The 14,630-nt window shown below is 65.0% G+C and carries 15 protein-coding genes and 7 tRNA genes; 10 read left to right on the top strand and 12 right to left on the bottom strand.

All coding sequences use genetic code 11. The annotated features are described in order from the left end of the window. Positions 1–368: 368 nt before the first annotated feature. The 3 genes from dsbG to ACZK5G_RS13215 all read right to left on the bottom strand — a co-directional run bounded on the left by dsbG (position 369) and on the right by ACZK5G_RS13215 (position 3,193). A complete protein-coding gene (dsbG, locus tag ACZK5G_RS13205) occupies positions 369–1,211 on the bottom strand; it encodes a thiol:disulfide interchange protein DsbG (RefSeq protein WP_049422839.1) in 843 nt (280 codons plus the stop codon). 30 nt (positions 1,212–1,241) lie between these two features. Beyond that, positions 1,242–2,045 carry a TlpA disulfide reductase family protein gene (locus tag ACZK5G_RS13210; protein WP_032129380.1) on the bottom strand — a complete coding sequence of 268 codons (804 nt, stop codon included), beginning with the start codon at positions 2,043–2,045 and terminating at the stop codon, positions 1,242–1,244. A gap of 80 nt (positions 2,046–2,125) precedes the next feature. Continuing rightward, entirely contained in the window at positions 2,126–3,193 is a 1,068-nt protein-coding gene (locus tag ACZK5G_RS13215) for a GlxA family transcriptional regulator (RefSeq protein ID WP_032129381.1), read from the bottom strand. A gap of 186 nt (positions 3,194–3,379) precedes the next feature. Between ACZK5G_RS13215 and ACZK5G_RS13220 the strand changes: the two genes are divergently transcribed. The 7 genes from ACZK5G_RS13220 (at position 3,380) to ACZK5G_RS13250 (ending at position 4,718) form a co-directional block, all read left to right on the top strand. Beyond that, positions 3,380–3,793 (top strand): heavy metal-responsive transcriptional regulator, encoded by a 414-nt coding sequence (locus tag ACZK5G_RS13220; RefSeq protein WP_032129382.1) that lies wholly within the window; start codon positions 3,380–3,382, stop codon positions 3,791–3,793. A gap of 89 nt (positions 3,794–3,882) precedes the next feature. Next, positions 3,883–3,958: transfer RNA gene (locus ACZK5G_RS13225), tRNA-Ala, on the top strand. Between the two features lie 54 nt (positions 3,959–4,012). After that, positions 4,013–4,088 (top strand) — tRNA-Glu (locus tag ACZK5G_RS13230). 184 nt (positions 4,089–4,272) lie between these two features. Beyond that, positions 4,273–4,348: transfer RNA gene (locus ACZK5G_RS13235), tRNA-Ala, on the top strand. Between the two features lie 49 nt (positions 4,349–4,397). Continuing rightward, positions 4,398–4,473 (top strand) — tRNA-Glu (locus tag ACZK5G_RS13240). Positions 4,474–4,519: 46 nt separating this feature from the next. Continuing rightward, positions 4,520–4,595 (top strand) — tRNA-Ala (locus ACZK5G_RS13245). 47 nt (positions 4,596–4,642) lie between these two features. After that, positions 4,643–4,718, top strand: a tRNA-Glu gene (locus tag ACZK5G_RS13250). A gap of 165 nt (positions 4,719–4,883) precedes the next feature. On the opposite strand, the gene ACZK5G_RS13255 is transcribed toward ACZK5G_RS13250, so the two are convergent. Continuing rightward, entirely contained in the window at positions 4,884–5,300 is a 417-nt protein-coding gene (locus ACZK5G_RS13255; RefSeq protein ID WP_010484960.1) for a GNAT family N-acetyltransferase, read from the bottom strand. A 77-nt stretch (positions 5,301–5,377) separates the two neighbouring features. Between ACZK5G_RS13255 and ACZK5G_RS13260 the strand changes: the two genes are divergently transcribed. Beyond that, positions 5,378–6,334 carry an SOS response-associated peptidase family protein gene (locus ACZK5G_RS13260; RefSeq protein ID WP_049399994.1) on the top strand — a complete coding sequence of 319 codons (957 nt, stop codon included), beginning with the start codon at positions 5,378–5,380 and terminating at the stop codon, positions 6,332–6,334. Between the two features lie 45 nt (positions 6,335–6,379). Here the strand turns inward: ACZK5G_RS13260 and ACZK5G_RS13265 are convergent, their stop codons facing one another. Beyond that, complete coding sequence (locus ACZK5G_RS13265; RefSeq protein WP_010484956.1) at positions 6,380–6,577, bottom strand: hypothetical protein; 198 nt, start codon at positions 6,575–6,577, stop codon at positions 6,380–6,382. A gap of 69 nt (positions 6,578–6,646) precedes the next feature. Further along, a complete protein-coding gene (locus ACZK5G_RS13270; protein ID WP_032129385.1) occupies positions 6,647–7,027 on the bottom strand; it encodes a response regulator in 381 nt (126 codons plus the stop codon). 132 nt (positions 7,028–7,159) lie between these two features. On the opposite strand from ACZK5G_RS13270, the gene ACZK5G_RS13275 reads away from it, so the two are divergent. Next, positions 7,160–7,245 (top strand) — tRNA-Leu (locus ACZK5G_RS13275). An 89-nt stretch (positions 7,246–7,334) separates the two neighbouring features. Here the strand turns inward: ACZK5G_RS13275 and ACZK5G_RS13280 are convergent. Continuing rightward, positions 7,335–7,679, bottom strand: a complete 345-nt coding sequence (locus ACZK5G_RS13280) for a hypothetical protein (RefSeq protein ID WP_478463674.1) — start codon at positions 7,677–7,679, stop codon at positions 7,335–7,337. Positions 7,680–7,942: 263 nt separating this feature from the next. On the opposite strand from ACZK5G_RS13280, the gene ACZK5G_RS13285 reads away from it, so the two are divergent. Next, on the top strand, positions 7,943–8,608 hold the full coding sequence (locus ACZK5G_RS13285) for an SOS response-associated peptidase (RefSeq protein WP_478463676.1): 666 nt from the start codon (positions 7,943–7,945) through the stop codon (positions 8,606–8,608). Positions 8,609–8,615: 7 nt separating this feature from the next. On the opposite strand, the gene ACZK5G_RS13290 is transcribed toward ACZK5G_RS13285, so the two are convergent. Genes ACZK5G_RS13290 through ACZK5G_RS13310 form a run of 5 tightly spaced genes read right to left on the bottom strand, consistent with a single transcriptional unit; the run spans position 8,616 to position 14,577 of the window. Then, the gene (locus tag ACZK5G_RS13290) at positions 8,616–9,353 is read right to left on the bottom strand and encodes a hypothetical protein (RefSeq protein WP_478463677.1); all 738 of its coding nucleotides are present in this window, start codon (positions 9,351–9,353) and stop codon (positions 8,616–8,618) included. Next, positions 9,353–9,742, bottom strand: a complete 390-nt coding sequence (locus ACZK5G_RS13295; RefSeq protein WP_478463678.1) for a hypothetical protein — start codon at positions 9,740–9,742, stop codon at positions 9,353–9,355. The genes ACZK5G_RS13290 and ACZK5G_RS13295 overlap by 1 nt, the downstream gene beginning before the upstream one ends. Then, the gene (locus ACZK5G_RS13300; protein ID WP_478463679.1) at positions 9,742–13,263 is read right to left on the bottom strand and encodes a TipJ family phage tail tip protein; all 3,522 of its coding nucleotides are present in this window, start codon (positions 13,261–13,263) and stop codon (positions 9,742–9,744) included. Before ACZK5G_RS13300 ends, ACZK5G_RS13295 begins: the two co-directional genes overlap by 1 nt. Then, positions 13,260–13,844, bottom strand: a complete 585-nt coding sequence (locus tag ACZK5G_RS13305) for a tail assembly protein (RefSeq protein ID WP_478056771.1) — start codon at positions 13,842–13,844, stop codon at positions 13,260–13,262. The genes ACZK5G_RS13300 and ACZK5G_RS13305 overlap by 4 nt, the downstream gene beginning before the upstream one ends. Then, a complete protein-coding gene (locus ACZK5G_RS13310) occupies positions 13,837–14,577 on the bottom strand; it encodes a C40 family peptidase (protein ID WP_478463681.1) in 741 nt (246 codons plus the stop codon). Before ACZK5G_RS13310 ends, ACZK5G_RS13305 begins: the two co-directional genes overlap by 8 nt. Between the last annotated feature and the right edge of the window lie 53 nt (positions 14,578–14,630).

The raw sequence follows: 14,630 nt of genomic DNA on the forward strand, positions 1-14,630 counted from the left end.
CTGTCCTGCCCGCACCGATGTCGACGCCATCAAGGCCGCGCTGCCAGAGAGGTGGCGACCGCAGCGGTCTGGGTAACAAGCACGGAGTGAGAGTGTCGTGAATGGCTGTGCCAGCCGACCCTGATCAGGGCGTGGCGAGCGCGGCATCCATCGCGCATTGACGCTGTATTCCATGCGTCACAGGCTAATCCGCCTGTCGTTTTTGGCCTTGATTGGAATCAAGGCGGGATGCTTGATGTCAGTCACGATTCAGACGTGACGATGAACCACTGTTGCGCGGGCCCGCAACCGCAATGCCCGCCATGGAATGCGACAGGCCCGCATGCTGCCATGCGGGCCTGCGCAATGTTTCATGGGGCTGGCGCCACTCAGCGCGGGCCAAGCACCGTCTGCAGATCGGCACCCTGCGGCAGACCCGCACGACGCTGCACCTGGCCCTGTGCGTCCTGGAACAGGATGCCCGGTGTGCCCTGGAAGCCCATCTCGATCATCAGCACCTGATTGGCGTCGAGCTTGCCAGCGATCTCGCGGCTGATGTTCGGCAGCGCCTTGATGCCACCGCGATCAAAATCGTGCTCGTTCTGCAGCAGCGCCGCACTCGGGTCACGCGCGGCAAGGATCGCCGCGGCCTTGGCCGGGCTGTCCTCGCGGATCACGCCGACCATGATGTGACGCAGCTGCACCTTGCCGGCATCGACCCACGGCCGTGCCGCTTCCCAGAACTTGTGGCAGTACGGGCAGTTGGCATCGCTGAAGGTATAGACCACGCGCGGCGCATCGGCCTTGCCATCACGCACCCAGGCGCTGGCTTCCAGCTTGGTCCACATCTTGGCCGACATCGGCGAAGCCACCAGCTTCTCAACGGCCTCAGCGGCTACATCGTTGCCCTCCGCATCGAACAGGCTGCCGACCAGTACGTGCTTGCCATCAGCGGTGACATAGGCCGCTGCCGGCTGCTGGCCGCCGACCACGCCGGCGAAGCCCCGCAGGCCACCGGGGGCATCGAATTCTGCGACGACCTCGAAACCATGCTTCTCGATGCCCTTCAGCACCGCAGGGCGATCGCCCTTGTTGGCCGTGGCTGTGGCGCTCGCTGCCGGTGCCGCGGCGGTCTTGCCCGGTGGCGTCTGTGCCTGGCTGCAGGCGGCCAATGCCAGCAGGACCGGCAGCAACAGCACCGCAGGGGCGGTGCGCAGGGAAGTCGACAACATGGGAACTCCGTAGTGAGATGCCCGCGCAGGCTACCGCAGCCGGCGCAGTTTGTGTTCAAGACCGGCTGCCGTCAGTTCGCCCAGGTGCAGTTCACGCAGGCGCCCTTCGGCGTCGAAGAACAGGGTCGAGGGATAGGCCTGCACGCCCAGTACCGTGGATGCCGCAGCGTCATCGTCCAGCAATACGTTGTGCAGCAGGAGCCGTTCGCGCGCAACGAAACCCTGGACCTCCTCAAGGGTTTCACCCTGGTTGAGGAACACGAACTGCACGTCCGCATGCGCCTGCTGCGCCGCAGCCAGGACCGGCATCTCGCGCCGGCAGGGCCCGCACCAGGTCGCCCAGAGATTCAGCACCAGCGGTTTTCCCCGGAACTGCTGCAGATCAACCCTGCCCCCCTGCAGATCAGCAACCTGCAGTACCGGCAAGGGCATCTGCCGCTCCTGCCATGCGGACAGCAGCTGACTGCCGCCCGCCCATAGCAGCACACCCGCCAACGCTGCGCCCAGCACCGGGGCGCGCAACGCCCGCCATGGGCGCACCCGCCACAGCCCCCATGCCGATCCCGCAACCAGGACAACCACCAGGTGGTAGCCACCATCGGCAATCTGCAGAATGCTCCACGGCGCCTCGCGATACAGCGCGAAGTTCAAGGCCACGAAGCTGATGCGACCACACAGCAGTCCCACCAGCAGCATGTCCAGAACCATGCTGGGTGCAGAAGGCAGCGGCATGCCGTCCTTCCTGCGTGGCCACAGACGCGCCACGGCCATGGCAATCACTACGCACACGAGAATCAACACCACCGGCATCGGCACCGGCCCAACGCTCGACATCAGACCACCTGTTCAATCGTCCACTGACTGCATGGTCGAAGTGTCGCGCTCCGGTTGCAAGCGCGACGATGCCGCCGACATCAGGCCGCGCTGCGCCCCAGTTGCATCACCGACGGCGATTGCAGCCCGCGCAGGCTGCCTGCCACCGACGGCATCAAGGGCCGCTCGCGACGCTTGCTGCTGACGTGACGCCGATAGTTGGCCGGCGTCATGCCAACGATGCGCAGGAACAGCCGGCGGAAAGCACTCTGATCAGCGTAGCCGACACCCCACGCCACCTCATCGATACCCGCCCCCTGCTGCAGCAGGGTCTGCGCCTTGGCGATGCGCAGCCGTTGGCAGTATTCGATCGGCCGCAGGCCGGTGGCCTTGAGGAACCGCCGCTGCAGTGTGCGCGGCTCCAGCCCGGAGACCTCGCAGATCGCGGCAAGGGTGGCGCCGCGTGCCGCCGTGGTGTGCAGCCAGCGCTGTGCCTTCAGCACATCACGATCGCCATGTGCGAAGTTGGCGCTGAAGCGCTCCAGGTCCTGCTGGATCGTGGCGGGCACGGTGATGCCCAGTTGCTGTGCGACCGCACTGGCCACGCCCTGCCCGTGCAGCCGGTACAACAATCGCAGGCCAAGGAAGCGCCAGGCCTGGGCCCCGCCGACCGTCAGCAGGTCACCGTCATCCACCAGCGCCCGCTCGCTCGGCACCCAGCTCGCGGCCTGCGCCTGCAGGCCTGGATGGCGCCCGAGATCAGGGCCACTGACCGTACGCCCGGCCAGCAACCCGGCGCGTGCCAGCACGCTGACGCCATCACTGGCGGCGGCCAGCAGGCTGCCACCGTCATAGTGCGCGCGCAGCCAGTCCAGCAGGACCTCGTCCGCGCGCAGGCACGCGCCGGCACTGATCTGGCCGGGAACCGCGATCACAGCCGGGATGGCCGCATCGAGCATTTCCGCACCCGCAATACGATGCACCCCGGTCTGGCTGGCCGGCACGATCCAGCGGGTGACCAGCACCCGCTTGAACGGCCGACGCTGCTGTTGGGCAAGGCGATTGGCAACGTGCGCCATTTCGGCCAGTACGGAGGCGGCAGACGGATCACCTCCCGGGTATTCAACCACCGCGATCTCGACGAATCCTTCGTTCCTGAATCCTTCCACAGACCACCTCCTCGGTTCGTTGCAGGCCATCGAACGGCCGGTTCAGGCGAAGGGTAGGAACTGGTCCATCGGCGGGGCTATGAAGAAAGTTGCAAAGTGCGCTGAATGCGCGCACCCGGGCCAAGCCTTGACTCTCGACCAGACTCCAGGCTTCACAATGGTCGGCAGCCCCTGCAGGAATCCGCCATGAACATTGGACAACTGGCCCGACAGGCGGGCGTACCGATCGATACGGTGCGCTACTACGAACGACAGCAGCTGCTGCCGACCGCGGCCCGCTCGGCGGGTGGCTACCGCATCTTCGGCGAGCAGGACCTGCGCCGGCTGCGATTCATCCGCCGCGCCAAGGCGCTGGGCTTCAGCCTGGAAGAGATCGGCGAACTGCTCGCATTGAGCGATCGCCATTCGCAGGACATGGGCAGCGTGCGCGACACCGCGCAGGCGCGCCTGCAGGACATCGCACAGCGGATGGCGGAGCTGCAACGCATGCACACTGCACTTTCGCTGCTGGTCGACGCCTGCCCAGGTCACGGCGCGCTGGACCAGTGCCCGATCCTGGCGGCACTGACCGACGACGCTGCACAGGCGAAAGGCGACTGACATCGGCTTCGCAACGCACGTGAAGAAAAGTGCAACAAATGCTTGCCAACCCCCTGGGGCAAGGCTATTATTTCGCTCCTCAGCGACGTGGGGCCATAGCTCAGCTGGGAGAGCGCCTGCATGGCATGCAGGAGGTCAGCGGTTCGATCCCGCTTGGCTCCACCAATCTTTCGGCATTAGGCCGTCGAAAGGTCGCTAAAGAACATTGATGAGAATTGCGTCCCCATCGTCTAGAGGCCTAGGACATCACCCTTTCACGGTGGCGACCGGGGTTCGAATCCCCGTGGGGACGCCACTCATCACGAACAACGAGGACCCGGCCGATAACCGGGTCTTTTTTGTTCACCGCCTACCGGCATTCAGGTTGTGGCGTTGCGGTTCCCCTGCCCTCGTGGTCGCGGTTGAACCGGAACGAAAAAAGCTCAAAAAAAGCTTCCACAAACGTGAACACGCAGGTATGATAGGCGGCTCGGTAACACGGGGCCATAGCTCAGCTGGGAGAGCGCCTGCATGGCATGCAGGAGGTCAGCGGTTCGATCCCGCTTGGCTCCACCACTTTCGACATTAGGCCGTCGAAAGTTCTACAACTTGAAGTTTTTCGTGCGTCCCCATCGTCTAGAGGCCTAGGACATCACCCTTTCACGGTGGCGACCGGGGTTCGAATCCCCGTGGGGACGCCAGTTTCAAAACGGACTCTGCTCCCGGCAGATCATCCGGAGTTTCATTGGGGCCATAGCTCAGCTGGGAGAGCGCCTGCATGGCATGCAGGAGGTCAGCGGTTCGATCCCGCTTGGCTCCACCACTTCGACATTAGGCCGTCGAAGGATCTACAACTTGAAGTTTTCGTGCGTCCCCATCGTCTAGAGGCCTAGGACATCACCCTTTCACGGTGGCGACCGGGGTTCGAATCCCCGTGGGGACGCCAATTATTTAAAACCCCGGCTTCGGCTGGGGTTTTTCTTTGCCTGTGATTCCTGGGAAGGCCCTATCCACGCATGGCGCGGATCTACTGCAGGGCCGGGATGGATCCGGCGGCCGGTTGGCCCAGTAGATCCACGCCATGCGTGGATGGCTTCAACTCGGCCACACCTCAGAACCGGCGATACATCCCGATCGATGCAGGTGCGGTGGGTGCGAAACCAAACTGCGCGTACAACCGGTGCGCTTCACCATCTGCCAGAAGGCTGACGTATGCCGACGGCGGCAGGTTCGCCTGCATCCAGCCCTCCAGGCGACGCATCACTTCCTTGCCCAGGCCCTGACCCTGCAGGCGCGGCAACACAGCGATATCGCAGACCTGCAGATGGCAGCCCCCATCGCCGACGATGCGCCCCATCGCCACCAGCTCGTTACCCTGGTAGGCACACACGCCATACAGGGTATTGGGCAGCGCGCGTGCCGCCGCCTCCTGGCTCTTGGCACTGAGGCCCGCCAGCACACGCAGCTGGCAATAGTCTTCGACCGTGGGCACGGCGTCGCGGAACTGGCAGGCGACGGAATCATTCATGCGCTATCTCCCTGTAGGTCGGGCTATCCTGCCTCATCCATGTCGCAGCTGCTGCGACCCACGCCCGCAGAGTTCCCATGTGCTATTCCGCCCTGATCCGCGCCGACTACGCCAAGCTGGTGCGCGAGTTCGGCGCCATCCTGTCGTTGGAAGAATTCGCGGAGCTGTACGCGCACGATCCTGGCAAGAAGCGCCCCAGAACTCCCAAGGCGATGGATGACGGCTTCGCCGGCGCGCGCACCGAGCAGGGCCGCGACATCGTCGCGAAAATCCAGCAGTGGCATGCGCAGGAACGCCAGGATCTGGAAGCGGAGCTGGCCCGCCAGCGCGAGCGACGCGATATTGCCAATGCCACGCTGGCGACCCGCCCCACCCAGAAGGCACGCAACGACCTGCGCGTGGCCGGCAACCGCATCGATCGTGCGCAGGCTCGGCTGGAAGACCTGCACCGGGTGCAGCTGCTGCCGCGCGACAACCGTATTTTCCCCGGTACCTACGCACCGGTGATGGTCAGCGAGGGCGGCAAACGCGTGATCAAGCCGATGCGCTACCAGTGCCGGCTGCCGGACAAGCCTGCGCGCAACGACGTGCTATATCCGGGCACCTACAACGCGCGGCGCGACAGCCTGGAAGGCTATTGGCGCGGTGCGTTCGGGCTGCGCCACGGCGTGGTGGTGGTGCAGGCGTTCTATGAGCACGTGCCACGCCATGCCATCGCCGGCCGTACGCTGGGTGCCGATGAGAAGGATCAGGACGTGGTGCTGGAGTTCCGGCCCGATCCCCCGCGCGACCTGCTGCTGGCCTGCCTGTGGGCGGAATGGGAAGGACCGGAAGGTCGCCTCCTGTCATTTGCCACGATCACCGACACGCCTCCGCACGACGTCGCCGCTGCGGGCCATGACCGCGGCGTCGTTCCCATCCGCAAGGAACACCTCGATGCCTGGCTCAATCCCGATCCGGATGACCTGGCGCGGCAGTACCGCATCCTCGACGACCGCGAGGAGATCCGCTACGTATACGAAGAAGCGGGCTGAACACCGCGCACAGATGAAAAACCCCGCCTGGGCGGGGTTCATGGATCAGGGATTGCCGCCGCACATCGCCTCTTCGCAGAAGGCCTGTTCCTGCAGGCATTGTTCGACCTCTCCACCCCGCGCGATGCAGCTCTTGTAGAGCTGGAAACAGGGCTGGCCACACCACGCAGCAGAGGCCGTACCACCGAAGACCGCCATCGAAAGGACACCCGCAGCTACCATGCGCTTGATCCACTTCTTCATGCCACTCTCCTTGTAGGCCTGAGCATTCAGGCCCGGGCAGGATACGCCCACCGCTTCAGCACGCGCCAATCAGGCGCTGGCGCTGGCGCGGCCCACTGCGCGTACCAGCGCCTGGCTCAGATCTGCCGAGAGATAGGGCTTCACCAGCAGCACGCCGGCCAGCATCGGCTCGGGCAGCTGCTCGGCCTGCATCCCGGTGGCCAGCACGAACGGCACCCCGCGCGCCGACAGTGCCGCAGCCACCGGCTCGCTGGTCTCATTGCGGGCCAGGCGGTAATCGAGCAGGGCCACGTCCGGGGTCGACGCCTGCAGCAGGCGCAGCGCTTCAGCCACGCTCGCGGCCAGCCCCACCACCGTCGCACCGGCATGCACCAGCTGCATCTGCAGCAGTGCGGCACTCATCTCGTCGTTCTCGACCACCAGCACCCTCAGGTCCTGCAACACTGTCATCGGCTACCGCTCCTGGAGGCATTCAAGCCGCCGCAGTATAGCCATGACAGGGCCGAAGCCGACAGGACGCGCCCCGATCGGCCTCCCCACTATGAAAGCCATGCCGACCTCGGTTACACTCGCACGCTGCCTGCCGGTGTGGCGGAATGGTATACGCAGCTGACTCAAAATCAGCCGGGGGTGACCCCATGAAGGTTCGAGTCCTTTCACCGGCACCAAAGACCCTTGCCGCATAAGGGTTTCCAAGAAAATGGCGTAATGGAGTCGTGAATTTTCCGACTCCGCCTTTTTTCTTCATCCTCTCTCGCTACACACCGCGGCGCATCTGCTGCAGCCCTGCCCTCATCCACGCCTTGCGGGCGTCCTTCGGGCGGGGCTTGGTCTCCTTCGGCGGTCGGCGCGGTTCCAGCGCTTCCTTGATCCGCTCGATCTCCTTCGCGCCGGCCTCCGCCAAGCGCCGAGCTTGTTGCTGCTCGCGGGTTGGCGGCAGTCCGGGCAGTGGCGGCGGCGGCTGGATCGGGGTGCTGTCGGTCAGCCGCGCGACGGCCTCGCGAAGGGGCAGATCGGGATAGAGCCTGGCCGCGCACCAGCGCTCCGCGTAGCGCTTCGCCTGTCGGACGTTGGCGGCGCGCGCTTCCTTGGTGTGCCACATCTTCTAGCCTTCCATCCACAGCCGGACACCAGGACCGCCATCGAGCGTGACATTTGCCGTTTCCCGGCCGTTGTACCAGAGCGCCCAGCGCTCGCCGGTCTGGACCCAGCCAGAGGGAATCGGGGCGGTGCGGAAGCCGTGGGAGGAATACATGGCGGGAAGGATACGGCTGGCGGTCGCAAAGGCTGCGACAAGGAAGCATTCACCGGCTGAACCGTTCGGGATCACATCCTCGGAACGGCAGGCCGGGCTACCCTCCGGCCATGTGCGGCCGATTCGTCCAGCTCCCGGTGATCGACTTCGGCCAGCCGGGGCTGGCTGACCTTGCCCCCGGCCTGGCCGAGATCCAGCCCAGCTACAACCTGGCGCCGACGCAGCGCGCATCGGTGATTCTGGACCGCGGCGAAGGCCGGCAGGTCACCCGGCTGGCGTGGGGCCTGCTGCCGTTCTGGGCGAAGGCCAAGGGCCTGCAGGGCTCGACCATCAATGCCCGGATCGAGACGGTGGCCACCAAGCCCGCCTTCCGGGCGGCGTTCAAAAAGCGCCGCTGCGTGATCCCGATGGCTGGCTACTACGAGTGGTCGGTCAGCCCGATCGACGAGAAGAAGGACCCGTGGTTCATCCACGCCACCGGACCGCTGCTGGCCGCTGGCCTGTGGGAGGATGCCAGCCCGCTGCTGCCCGACGGCAACCTGGGCACCTTCACCATCATCACCGGCGACAGCAGCGGCGTCTCGGCCGACATCCACGACCGCATGCCGGTGTGGCTGCAGGCCGGCCAGATCGACGAATGGATCGCTGCCAGCCCCGACGATGCGATGGCGATGCTGCTGGCCAGCGAGACGCCGGCGATGGAGGCCTACCGCGTCAGCCGCGCAGTGAACACGCCACGGAACAACCGCGAGGACCTGCTGCAGCAAGTCGCGTAGTCCCGCATCATCCGAACCCCAGCGGCACCTCGGTCAGGTCCACGATGAAGATCGTGGCGTTCTGCGGCCCCATCGTCACACCGCCCACCGGGAACGTGTTGGTGATCAGGGTCTGCTGAACCGTCTGCAGCCGGGAAATGAAGATCCGGTTATCGCTCGTCATGTGGAAGTAGTCGGCCGTCATCGTGCAGCGATCCTGCGATTGCGCGAAGTAGTAGAAGCGCGGCGACGGGATGGCGATGCCAACCTTTACGCCCGGGAAGAACTGGCCGACCTCGATCGGAGGACCTGAAACCGCCGGCAGTGCCACCACCTGGAGGACCCGCAGCCCCTTCCGCCGCGAGTCATAGAACACCGTACCGTCTTCGCCGCGCATACGCAGCCCGACCGGCCCGCTCGCCGCTCGTTCGGCCGCGCTGAACGTGTAGTACTCCAACGTTTTGTTGGGAGCCGCGCTGGAGGCGTACACGTCGCACGTCACGCCGCTCTGAACCAGAGAAAAACCAGTGTTCGTCGACACGGAGTCGTTGATGTAGCGGCAGACATGGAGGTTCGTTGTCCCGTTCGTCGAAGCCAGGGCCCCGCGCGGCGACCATGAGTCAAATGGCGGCGAGCCGCCGGTCCCGCCGCCTGAGAAGCTCCCTGTATCCAACGTTCCCGACTTCGCCAGTTGCAGGTTGCGATAGCCGAGACCGATCTGGATCTGCCCGGTTCCCTGGTTTCGCACGCGTAGTCCGACGGCCATCAGCTGTAGATCCCGTAATGAAGGGTGATGCCGCCCACCGTGTCGGTGGTGGGCCGGCTCGGGAACATCTCCATCCTGACGTGGAAGTTCACCACGTCAGGATCCCAGCTCCAGTTGATGCTGTTGCCCGAGATGGTCACCGAAGGAACGAGCATTCCATACGCTGATCTCTGCCCCTCGCAGGTGAAGTAGTAGAAGGGCTCACCGCCTGAAAAGTCATTGACGATGAGCCCCCCGTTTGCCTCGGGCGGCGCGATCCACTTGTTGTTGGAATTGACCGGGTTGTAGAGCGGGAACGTGTACGACCCAATGATCTTGGTCAGCCGCGTGGTGACCGTGGTCTCCACGTACCCGCTCTCGCTCCTTACCCGCAGACCAACGTCGGCCATTACTGCAGCACTCCAAGCTCTACGGCGAGATTGCCGTTCGGGTAGCGGATGTAGATGCCCTGGTTGGTGATGTTCAGCCGATACCCGCCGGCGACAGTACCGTTGAACTCGAAGCCCCCGCCCGCCGCCTTGTTGATCCGCCAGCCGGTTTGCCCTGACACGTAATCGTCGGACTGGATGGTGCCGCTGATCTTCGCGTTGGTGATCGCTGCATCTTCGATGTTGGCGCTCTTGATCCACGCGGTGCCGATCAGGGCCTGGCTGATGAATGTCTGTCCGCCCTGGATCACGAACGGTGACGTGACATTCCCATTCACCAGATTGATCACCGCGAATCGACCCACATCGAAGAGAACCTGGCTCTGGTAACTACCGTCCGGCTGCTGTTCGACACCCAGCCCCATGCCGGCGGCGTAGATTCTTCCGTCAGCGGTGACTTGGGCTCGCAGCGTGTAGGTCGCACTGATCCGCCCGTCCACATCAACAATGGCTTGGGATGTGGCCTGTACCGACGCCTGAGTTTCGCCAACGCTCGCCTCAACTGTTTCCTGCCGGCGCGCCAGGGCGTAGTCGCCCTCAGCAATGACCGTCTGGATGGTGAGCGTTCCAGCGAACACCGTGGCGTCACCTGCACCCCAGTCACTGTCACCGGCAGCCTGCACATCGAGCTGCGCGAACAGGCCGTCGGTCTTCTGGCCAATGGCCTGCAGGCCGGTCTCCGGGTCGTTGACCTGCAGTTCAAGGGTGCTCACCCTGCCGGCCACCGCACCAGCCTGCGCGACCGCATCGCCCACGTCCTTCCACTTCGTGCCCGGCGGCTCCTCATTGCCAGGCGCGTTGTCGTTCCACAGCCAGATCTTGCCGTTGTGGATCACGGTCTGGCCGGGCTCGTAAGTGGCACCCGCCTCCCAGATCAGTGGCACGATCTGGTCGATGCTTTCAATCTTGGCCAGCAGGTCTTGGCCCAACGCGCTCTCGCTGATCTTCCCCGAGAAGTACGCGTCGTAGTCCGACTGGTTTGTGCTGGCCTCGCCCATCACACCAGTACCCGTCGGATACCAAGGCCCGATGTTGCCGCTCTTGTCCACCAGGCGGCCCCAGAAGTAGAACCGCGCACCGGCGGCCAGGCCGTCCAGCTGGTAGCGGTTCTGCGGGTAGGCGAAGTCTGCGAACTTCGTGGCGTTCTCGCGATTCGGGCCAGTGCTGCGCCAGATCTCGGTCCGCTCAGTATCGGTGGCACCAGGCGGGAAGCCCCAAGCCAGCTGGATGCCGAACACCACCGGCGTGGCCGTCAGCGAGGTCAGCGCCGGCGGCGGCTCGGTCTTGCCCTTGATGTCCGTGAGCATGCTCAGCGTCGGCTGCGAAACCGCGTTGAGCGCATTGACCGCGCGAACCCTGGCTAGGTACTTGCCGGCATAGATGCCCCGCACCTCGCAGCTGGTGGTCCCTACCCTACCTGCACGCACCCAGTTCAGGTCGTCCCGGCGCCACTCCACGTCATAGGCAATGGCCTTGTCGGCCGCATCCCACTCGATGGTCAGCACCGGCGTGGCGATGCCCTGGTCGATCACCACATGGGAGGACATGCGGACGTTGGCCGGTGGCGGCTGCACGCTTGGCGGAATGACGCTGATCGGCGGCGGCTCCAGACGCGTGCCGTCATCGATGGCAGCGAACTTGTCCGGGCGGTGCTGCAGCGCCGTGATGCGGTAGGTCAGGCCCTCTTCCTCTGCGATGCCCAGAACACGAAACTGCTGCAGCACCAGGTCGGTCGACTCGGTCGCCCAGATCGACTGCGGCACCGGCACCGCACTCCACGGCGCGGAAACGGTCACCACGCGCGTAGTCTGGTTGATCCCGTTGATGGTGCGCGCTTCGGTCTTACCGCTCGGCAGCGTCGCCCGCAGGCGATCACCCACGGCCATGGTCGGCGGCACCACGTCCAGCGTCAGGCTGTTGGCAGTGGCGGCGCTGACGCGGCCGGAGTTCCGGCGGCCGGCGCGGTTGGCGTCAGCCACCTGAATCACATCGCCTGGCATGCAGTTCAGCGCATCCAGACCCACTGCGAAGGTGACCGTCTCTGTCTCCAGGTTCTCGCTGTAGAGGATGTGATTGCCCACCCGCTGCGCCTGCGACTTCGAATGGCAGCCCAGCGCGGTGACCTCGATCTGGTTCACGCCATAGCGAGCGATGCCGTCGTGCAGCTGCACCGGCTCAACCTTCTGCCGGCCGAAGTCATCCGGGTCGGTCCAGGACACCAAGGCCACGGTGTGACGGACCTTGCGAGCACTTCCCTCGTAGGTGAACCGGCCATCGACCACATTGGCCTGGCTGTAGGTGTAGACCGGGTCCTTCGGCATGTCCGCCGAGGCCATCACCTGGCCAGCGGCATAGAAGCTGATGCCCCGGAACATGCTGGCCATGTCCTGCAGGACCTTGTACGCATCAGCTCTGGTCTGCAGGTACAGGCTGCAGGTGAAGCGCGGCTCCTGCCCACCCATACCATCGCTGACCAGCTGATCGCAGTACTGCGCGATCTCGTACAACCGCCACTTATCCACCCAATCCAGTGGGATCCGATTGCCGAGGCCGAAACGGTCGTTGGTGACAATGTCGAAGAACACCCAGGCCGGGTTGTTGGTCCATGCCGACTTGAAGGTGCCGTCCCAGATACCGCTGTAGGAACGCGTGCGCGGGTCGTAGTTGCTCGGCACACGGATGATGCGCCCCCAAATTTGGAACGCACGCGAGGGCACGTTCTGGAAGGCGCTCGCGTCAACCTGCACCGCTGCCAGGGCACAGTTGGGATACCGCAGCTTGGCGTCGATGATCTCGGTCAGCGACTGGACCATGACGATGTCGGCGACGGTCGAGCTGTTCGCGTTGGGCGTCAGGCGGCGCACACGCACCTGCCATTGGGTGCCGGCCGGCAGATCAATGCGGTGGCTCCGCTGGTACTCGCTGGTGGTCTTGCCACGGAACGCGTTGGTGAGCACGGTGCTGAAGGCGCCACCATTCACCGACAGATCGATCGCATACTCGATCGCGTAGCCTTCGGTATCGCCGTTTTCCGTGTTCTGCCGCTGCAGCGCAGGAACGCTGAACCGAATACGCACGGCAGACAGGTCAGCGCCAGAGACCGTGCGGACCACAGGCGCGTTGCTGCGCAGCTCTACCCCGACCGTGACCTCGTTCTCGACCGATGGGAATCCGGCGATGTATTCCTGATCCTGCGTGCCCGCGCGCGTTTCCACGCGCACGCCAGCAAAGTTCAGGGTGCCATCACTGTTCTGGATCGGAACCTGGTTGAGGTAGACGGACTGGTTGCCCGCGACCAGGCCCCGGATCTCGCCCTCGCTGATCAGGTCCAGGATCTTGGCGTAGGAGATCGAGTGCAGGCTGTCGGGGGTCTCGACCGGCGTGCGGGCATTGCCGCCGCCTTTGCCACCAGCACCGGCAAGGGCCACCGGCGAGCAGGCACGCGCCAGCTGCGTGGGCTGATACTTGATGGCTACGTTCACTGCTGATCCTCTGCGTAGATGCCGCCACTGATCACTGCCGAGCCCACGAACATTCCCTTGGTGTCGTGGCCGCCATAGGCGACAGACACAGGGTTGCCCTGCGCCTGCGTGTTGACGGCGCCGTTCATGCTGTAGCTCGGGGTGTTCTCGGCACTGTCTTTGGCGCCAAGCCCTTTCGGCTGTGGTGCGAGCATCTGGGAAACGCCCCCCAGCACCATGACGCCGCCCTGGAAGACGAGCTGGTAGTTCTGGGTCCAGACGCCGACCACGATGAGCACGATGCCGAGAATCGTCTGCAGGACGCCTCCGCGCTTCGAGCCCACCAGCACCGGAGCGATCCGAATGTCGTCAGCGCCGGGCGGATCGTGCAGCTGTTCCTTGGACAGGTTCTGCCGCCCGACGAACACGGCGAACTCCATGCCCTTGGCCTTTGCGCCCATGAGGTACTGCTGGAAGCCCGGCAGCAGCACGCACAGAGCGCGCACGGCCTCAGCGGGGTTACTGACGGCGAGGCGGAACTTGCGGCCGAAGCGTGCACCCAGCAGGCCGTATAGGCGAATGGTGCGCAGGCGATCAGCCATGACGGGCCCTCTTGTGCCGGACGATGTAGCGCGTGCGCTCGGCCCACATGCCGCCGTAGACCACCTTCTCCGACAGGCGGCCGTGCATGTGGTGCAGCATCTGGCCGTCGCCGAGGTAGACCCCGGCGTGGTTCGGCACAGGCGAGCGGATCTGCATCAGCACCATGTCGCCGCGCTGCGGCTCGCCATCGATCAGCTCGAAGCCTTCCGCGCGCAGCCGGTCCAGGCTGTAGAGGTCCTGGCCCTTCTCCCACCAGTCGTCCTCGCGCTCGTACTGGCTGAGCTGGATGCCTAGCTCGCGGGCGTAGAAGTCGCGCACCAGGGTGTAGCAGTCCAGCACCCCATGGGCGAACTGGCGGCCAACCAGCGGCGCCTCGTAGCCACAGGGCTCGATGGTCTGCAGGTCGCCACACTCCGGATCTGCGCCAGTGCACTGGCCAACGCTCACGATGTGCCACGGCAGGCCGCTGGCCTCGCACATGACCCGGTCAGCGTCGGAGGCAGCCGCCGAGGCGTTCGGGTGGCTGTGCACTACGGCCAGCACCTCGCCCTTGTCCTCCGCGTCGGCGTAGTCCTCAGCCGGCAACCGGAAGTGCTCGCTGGGCGTGGTGGCCACGTTGCGGCAGGGAATGAAGGCCTCGCCATCGGCGCCGGCCACGATCAGGCCGCAGCACTCGCGCGGGTACTCGGCCACGGCGTGCGCCTGGATGGCCTGCAGGGTGCTCTGTTGCATGGTTTCGCCCATGAAAAAGCCCGCACATGGCGGGCTGGATGGTTGCTCGATGG

The organism is Stenotrophomonas sp. 62841_Sma (assembly GCF_056482945.1).

Coding starts and splice junctions, on each gene's coding strand:
- dsbG (WP_049422839.1), bottom strand. CDS start 1,211: ATGTTGTCGACTTCCCTGCGCACCGCCCCTGCGGTGCTGTTGCTGCCG.
- ACZK5G_RS13210 (WP_032129380.1), bottom strand. CDS start 2,045: ATGTCGAGCGTTGGGCCGGTGCCGATGCCGGTGGTGTTGATTCTCGTG.
- ACZK5G_RS13220 (WP_032129382.1), top strand. CDS start 3,380: ATGAACATTGGACAACTGGCCCGACAGGCGGGCGTACCGATCGATACG.
- ACZK5G_RS13255 (WP_010484960.1), bottom strand. CDS start 5,300: ATGAATGATTCCGTCGCCTGCCAGTTCCGCGACGCCGTGCCCACGGTC.
- ACZK5G_RS13260 (WP_049399994.1), top strand. CDS start 5,378: ATGTGCTATTCCGCCCTGATCCGCGCCGACTACGCCAAGCTGGTGCGC.
- ACZK5G_RS13265 (WP_010484956.1), bottom strand. CDS start 6,577: ATGAAGAAGTGGATCAAGCGCATGGTAGCTGCGGGTGTCCTTTCGATG.
- ACZK5G_RS13270 (WP_032129385.1), bottom strand. CDS start 7,027: ATGACAGTGTTGCAGGACCTGAGGGTGCTGGTGGTCGAGAACGACGAG.
- ACZK5G_RS13280 (WP_478463674.1), bottom strand. CDS start 7,679: ATGTGGCACACCAAGGAAGCGCGCGCCGCCAACGTCCGACAGGCGAAG.
- ACZK5G_RS13285 (WP_478463676.1), top strand. CDS start 7,943: ATGTGCGGCCGATTCGTCCAGCTCCCGGTGATCGACTTCGGCCAGCCG.
- ACZK5G_RS13290 (WP_478463677.1), bottom strand. CDS start 9,353: ATGGCCGTCGGACTACGCGTGCGAAACCAGGGAACCGGGCAGATCCAG.
- ACZK5G_RS13295 (WP_478463678.1), bottom strand. CDS start 9,742: ATGGCCGACGTTGGTCTGCGGGTAAGGAGCGAGAGCGGGTACGTGGAG.
- ACZK5G_RS13305 (WP_478056771.1), bottom strand. CDS start 13,844: ATGGCTGATCGCCTGCGCACCATTCGCCTATACGGCCTGCTGGGTGCA.
- ACZK5G_RS13310 (WP_478463681.1), bottom strand. CDS start 14,577: ATGCAACAGAGCACCCTGCAGGCCATCCAGGCGCACGCCGTGGCCGAG.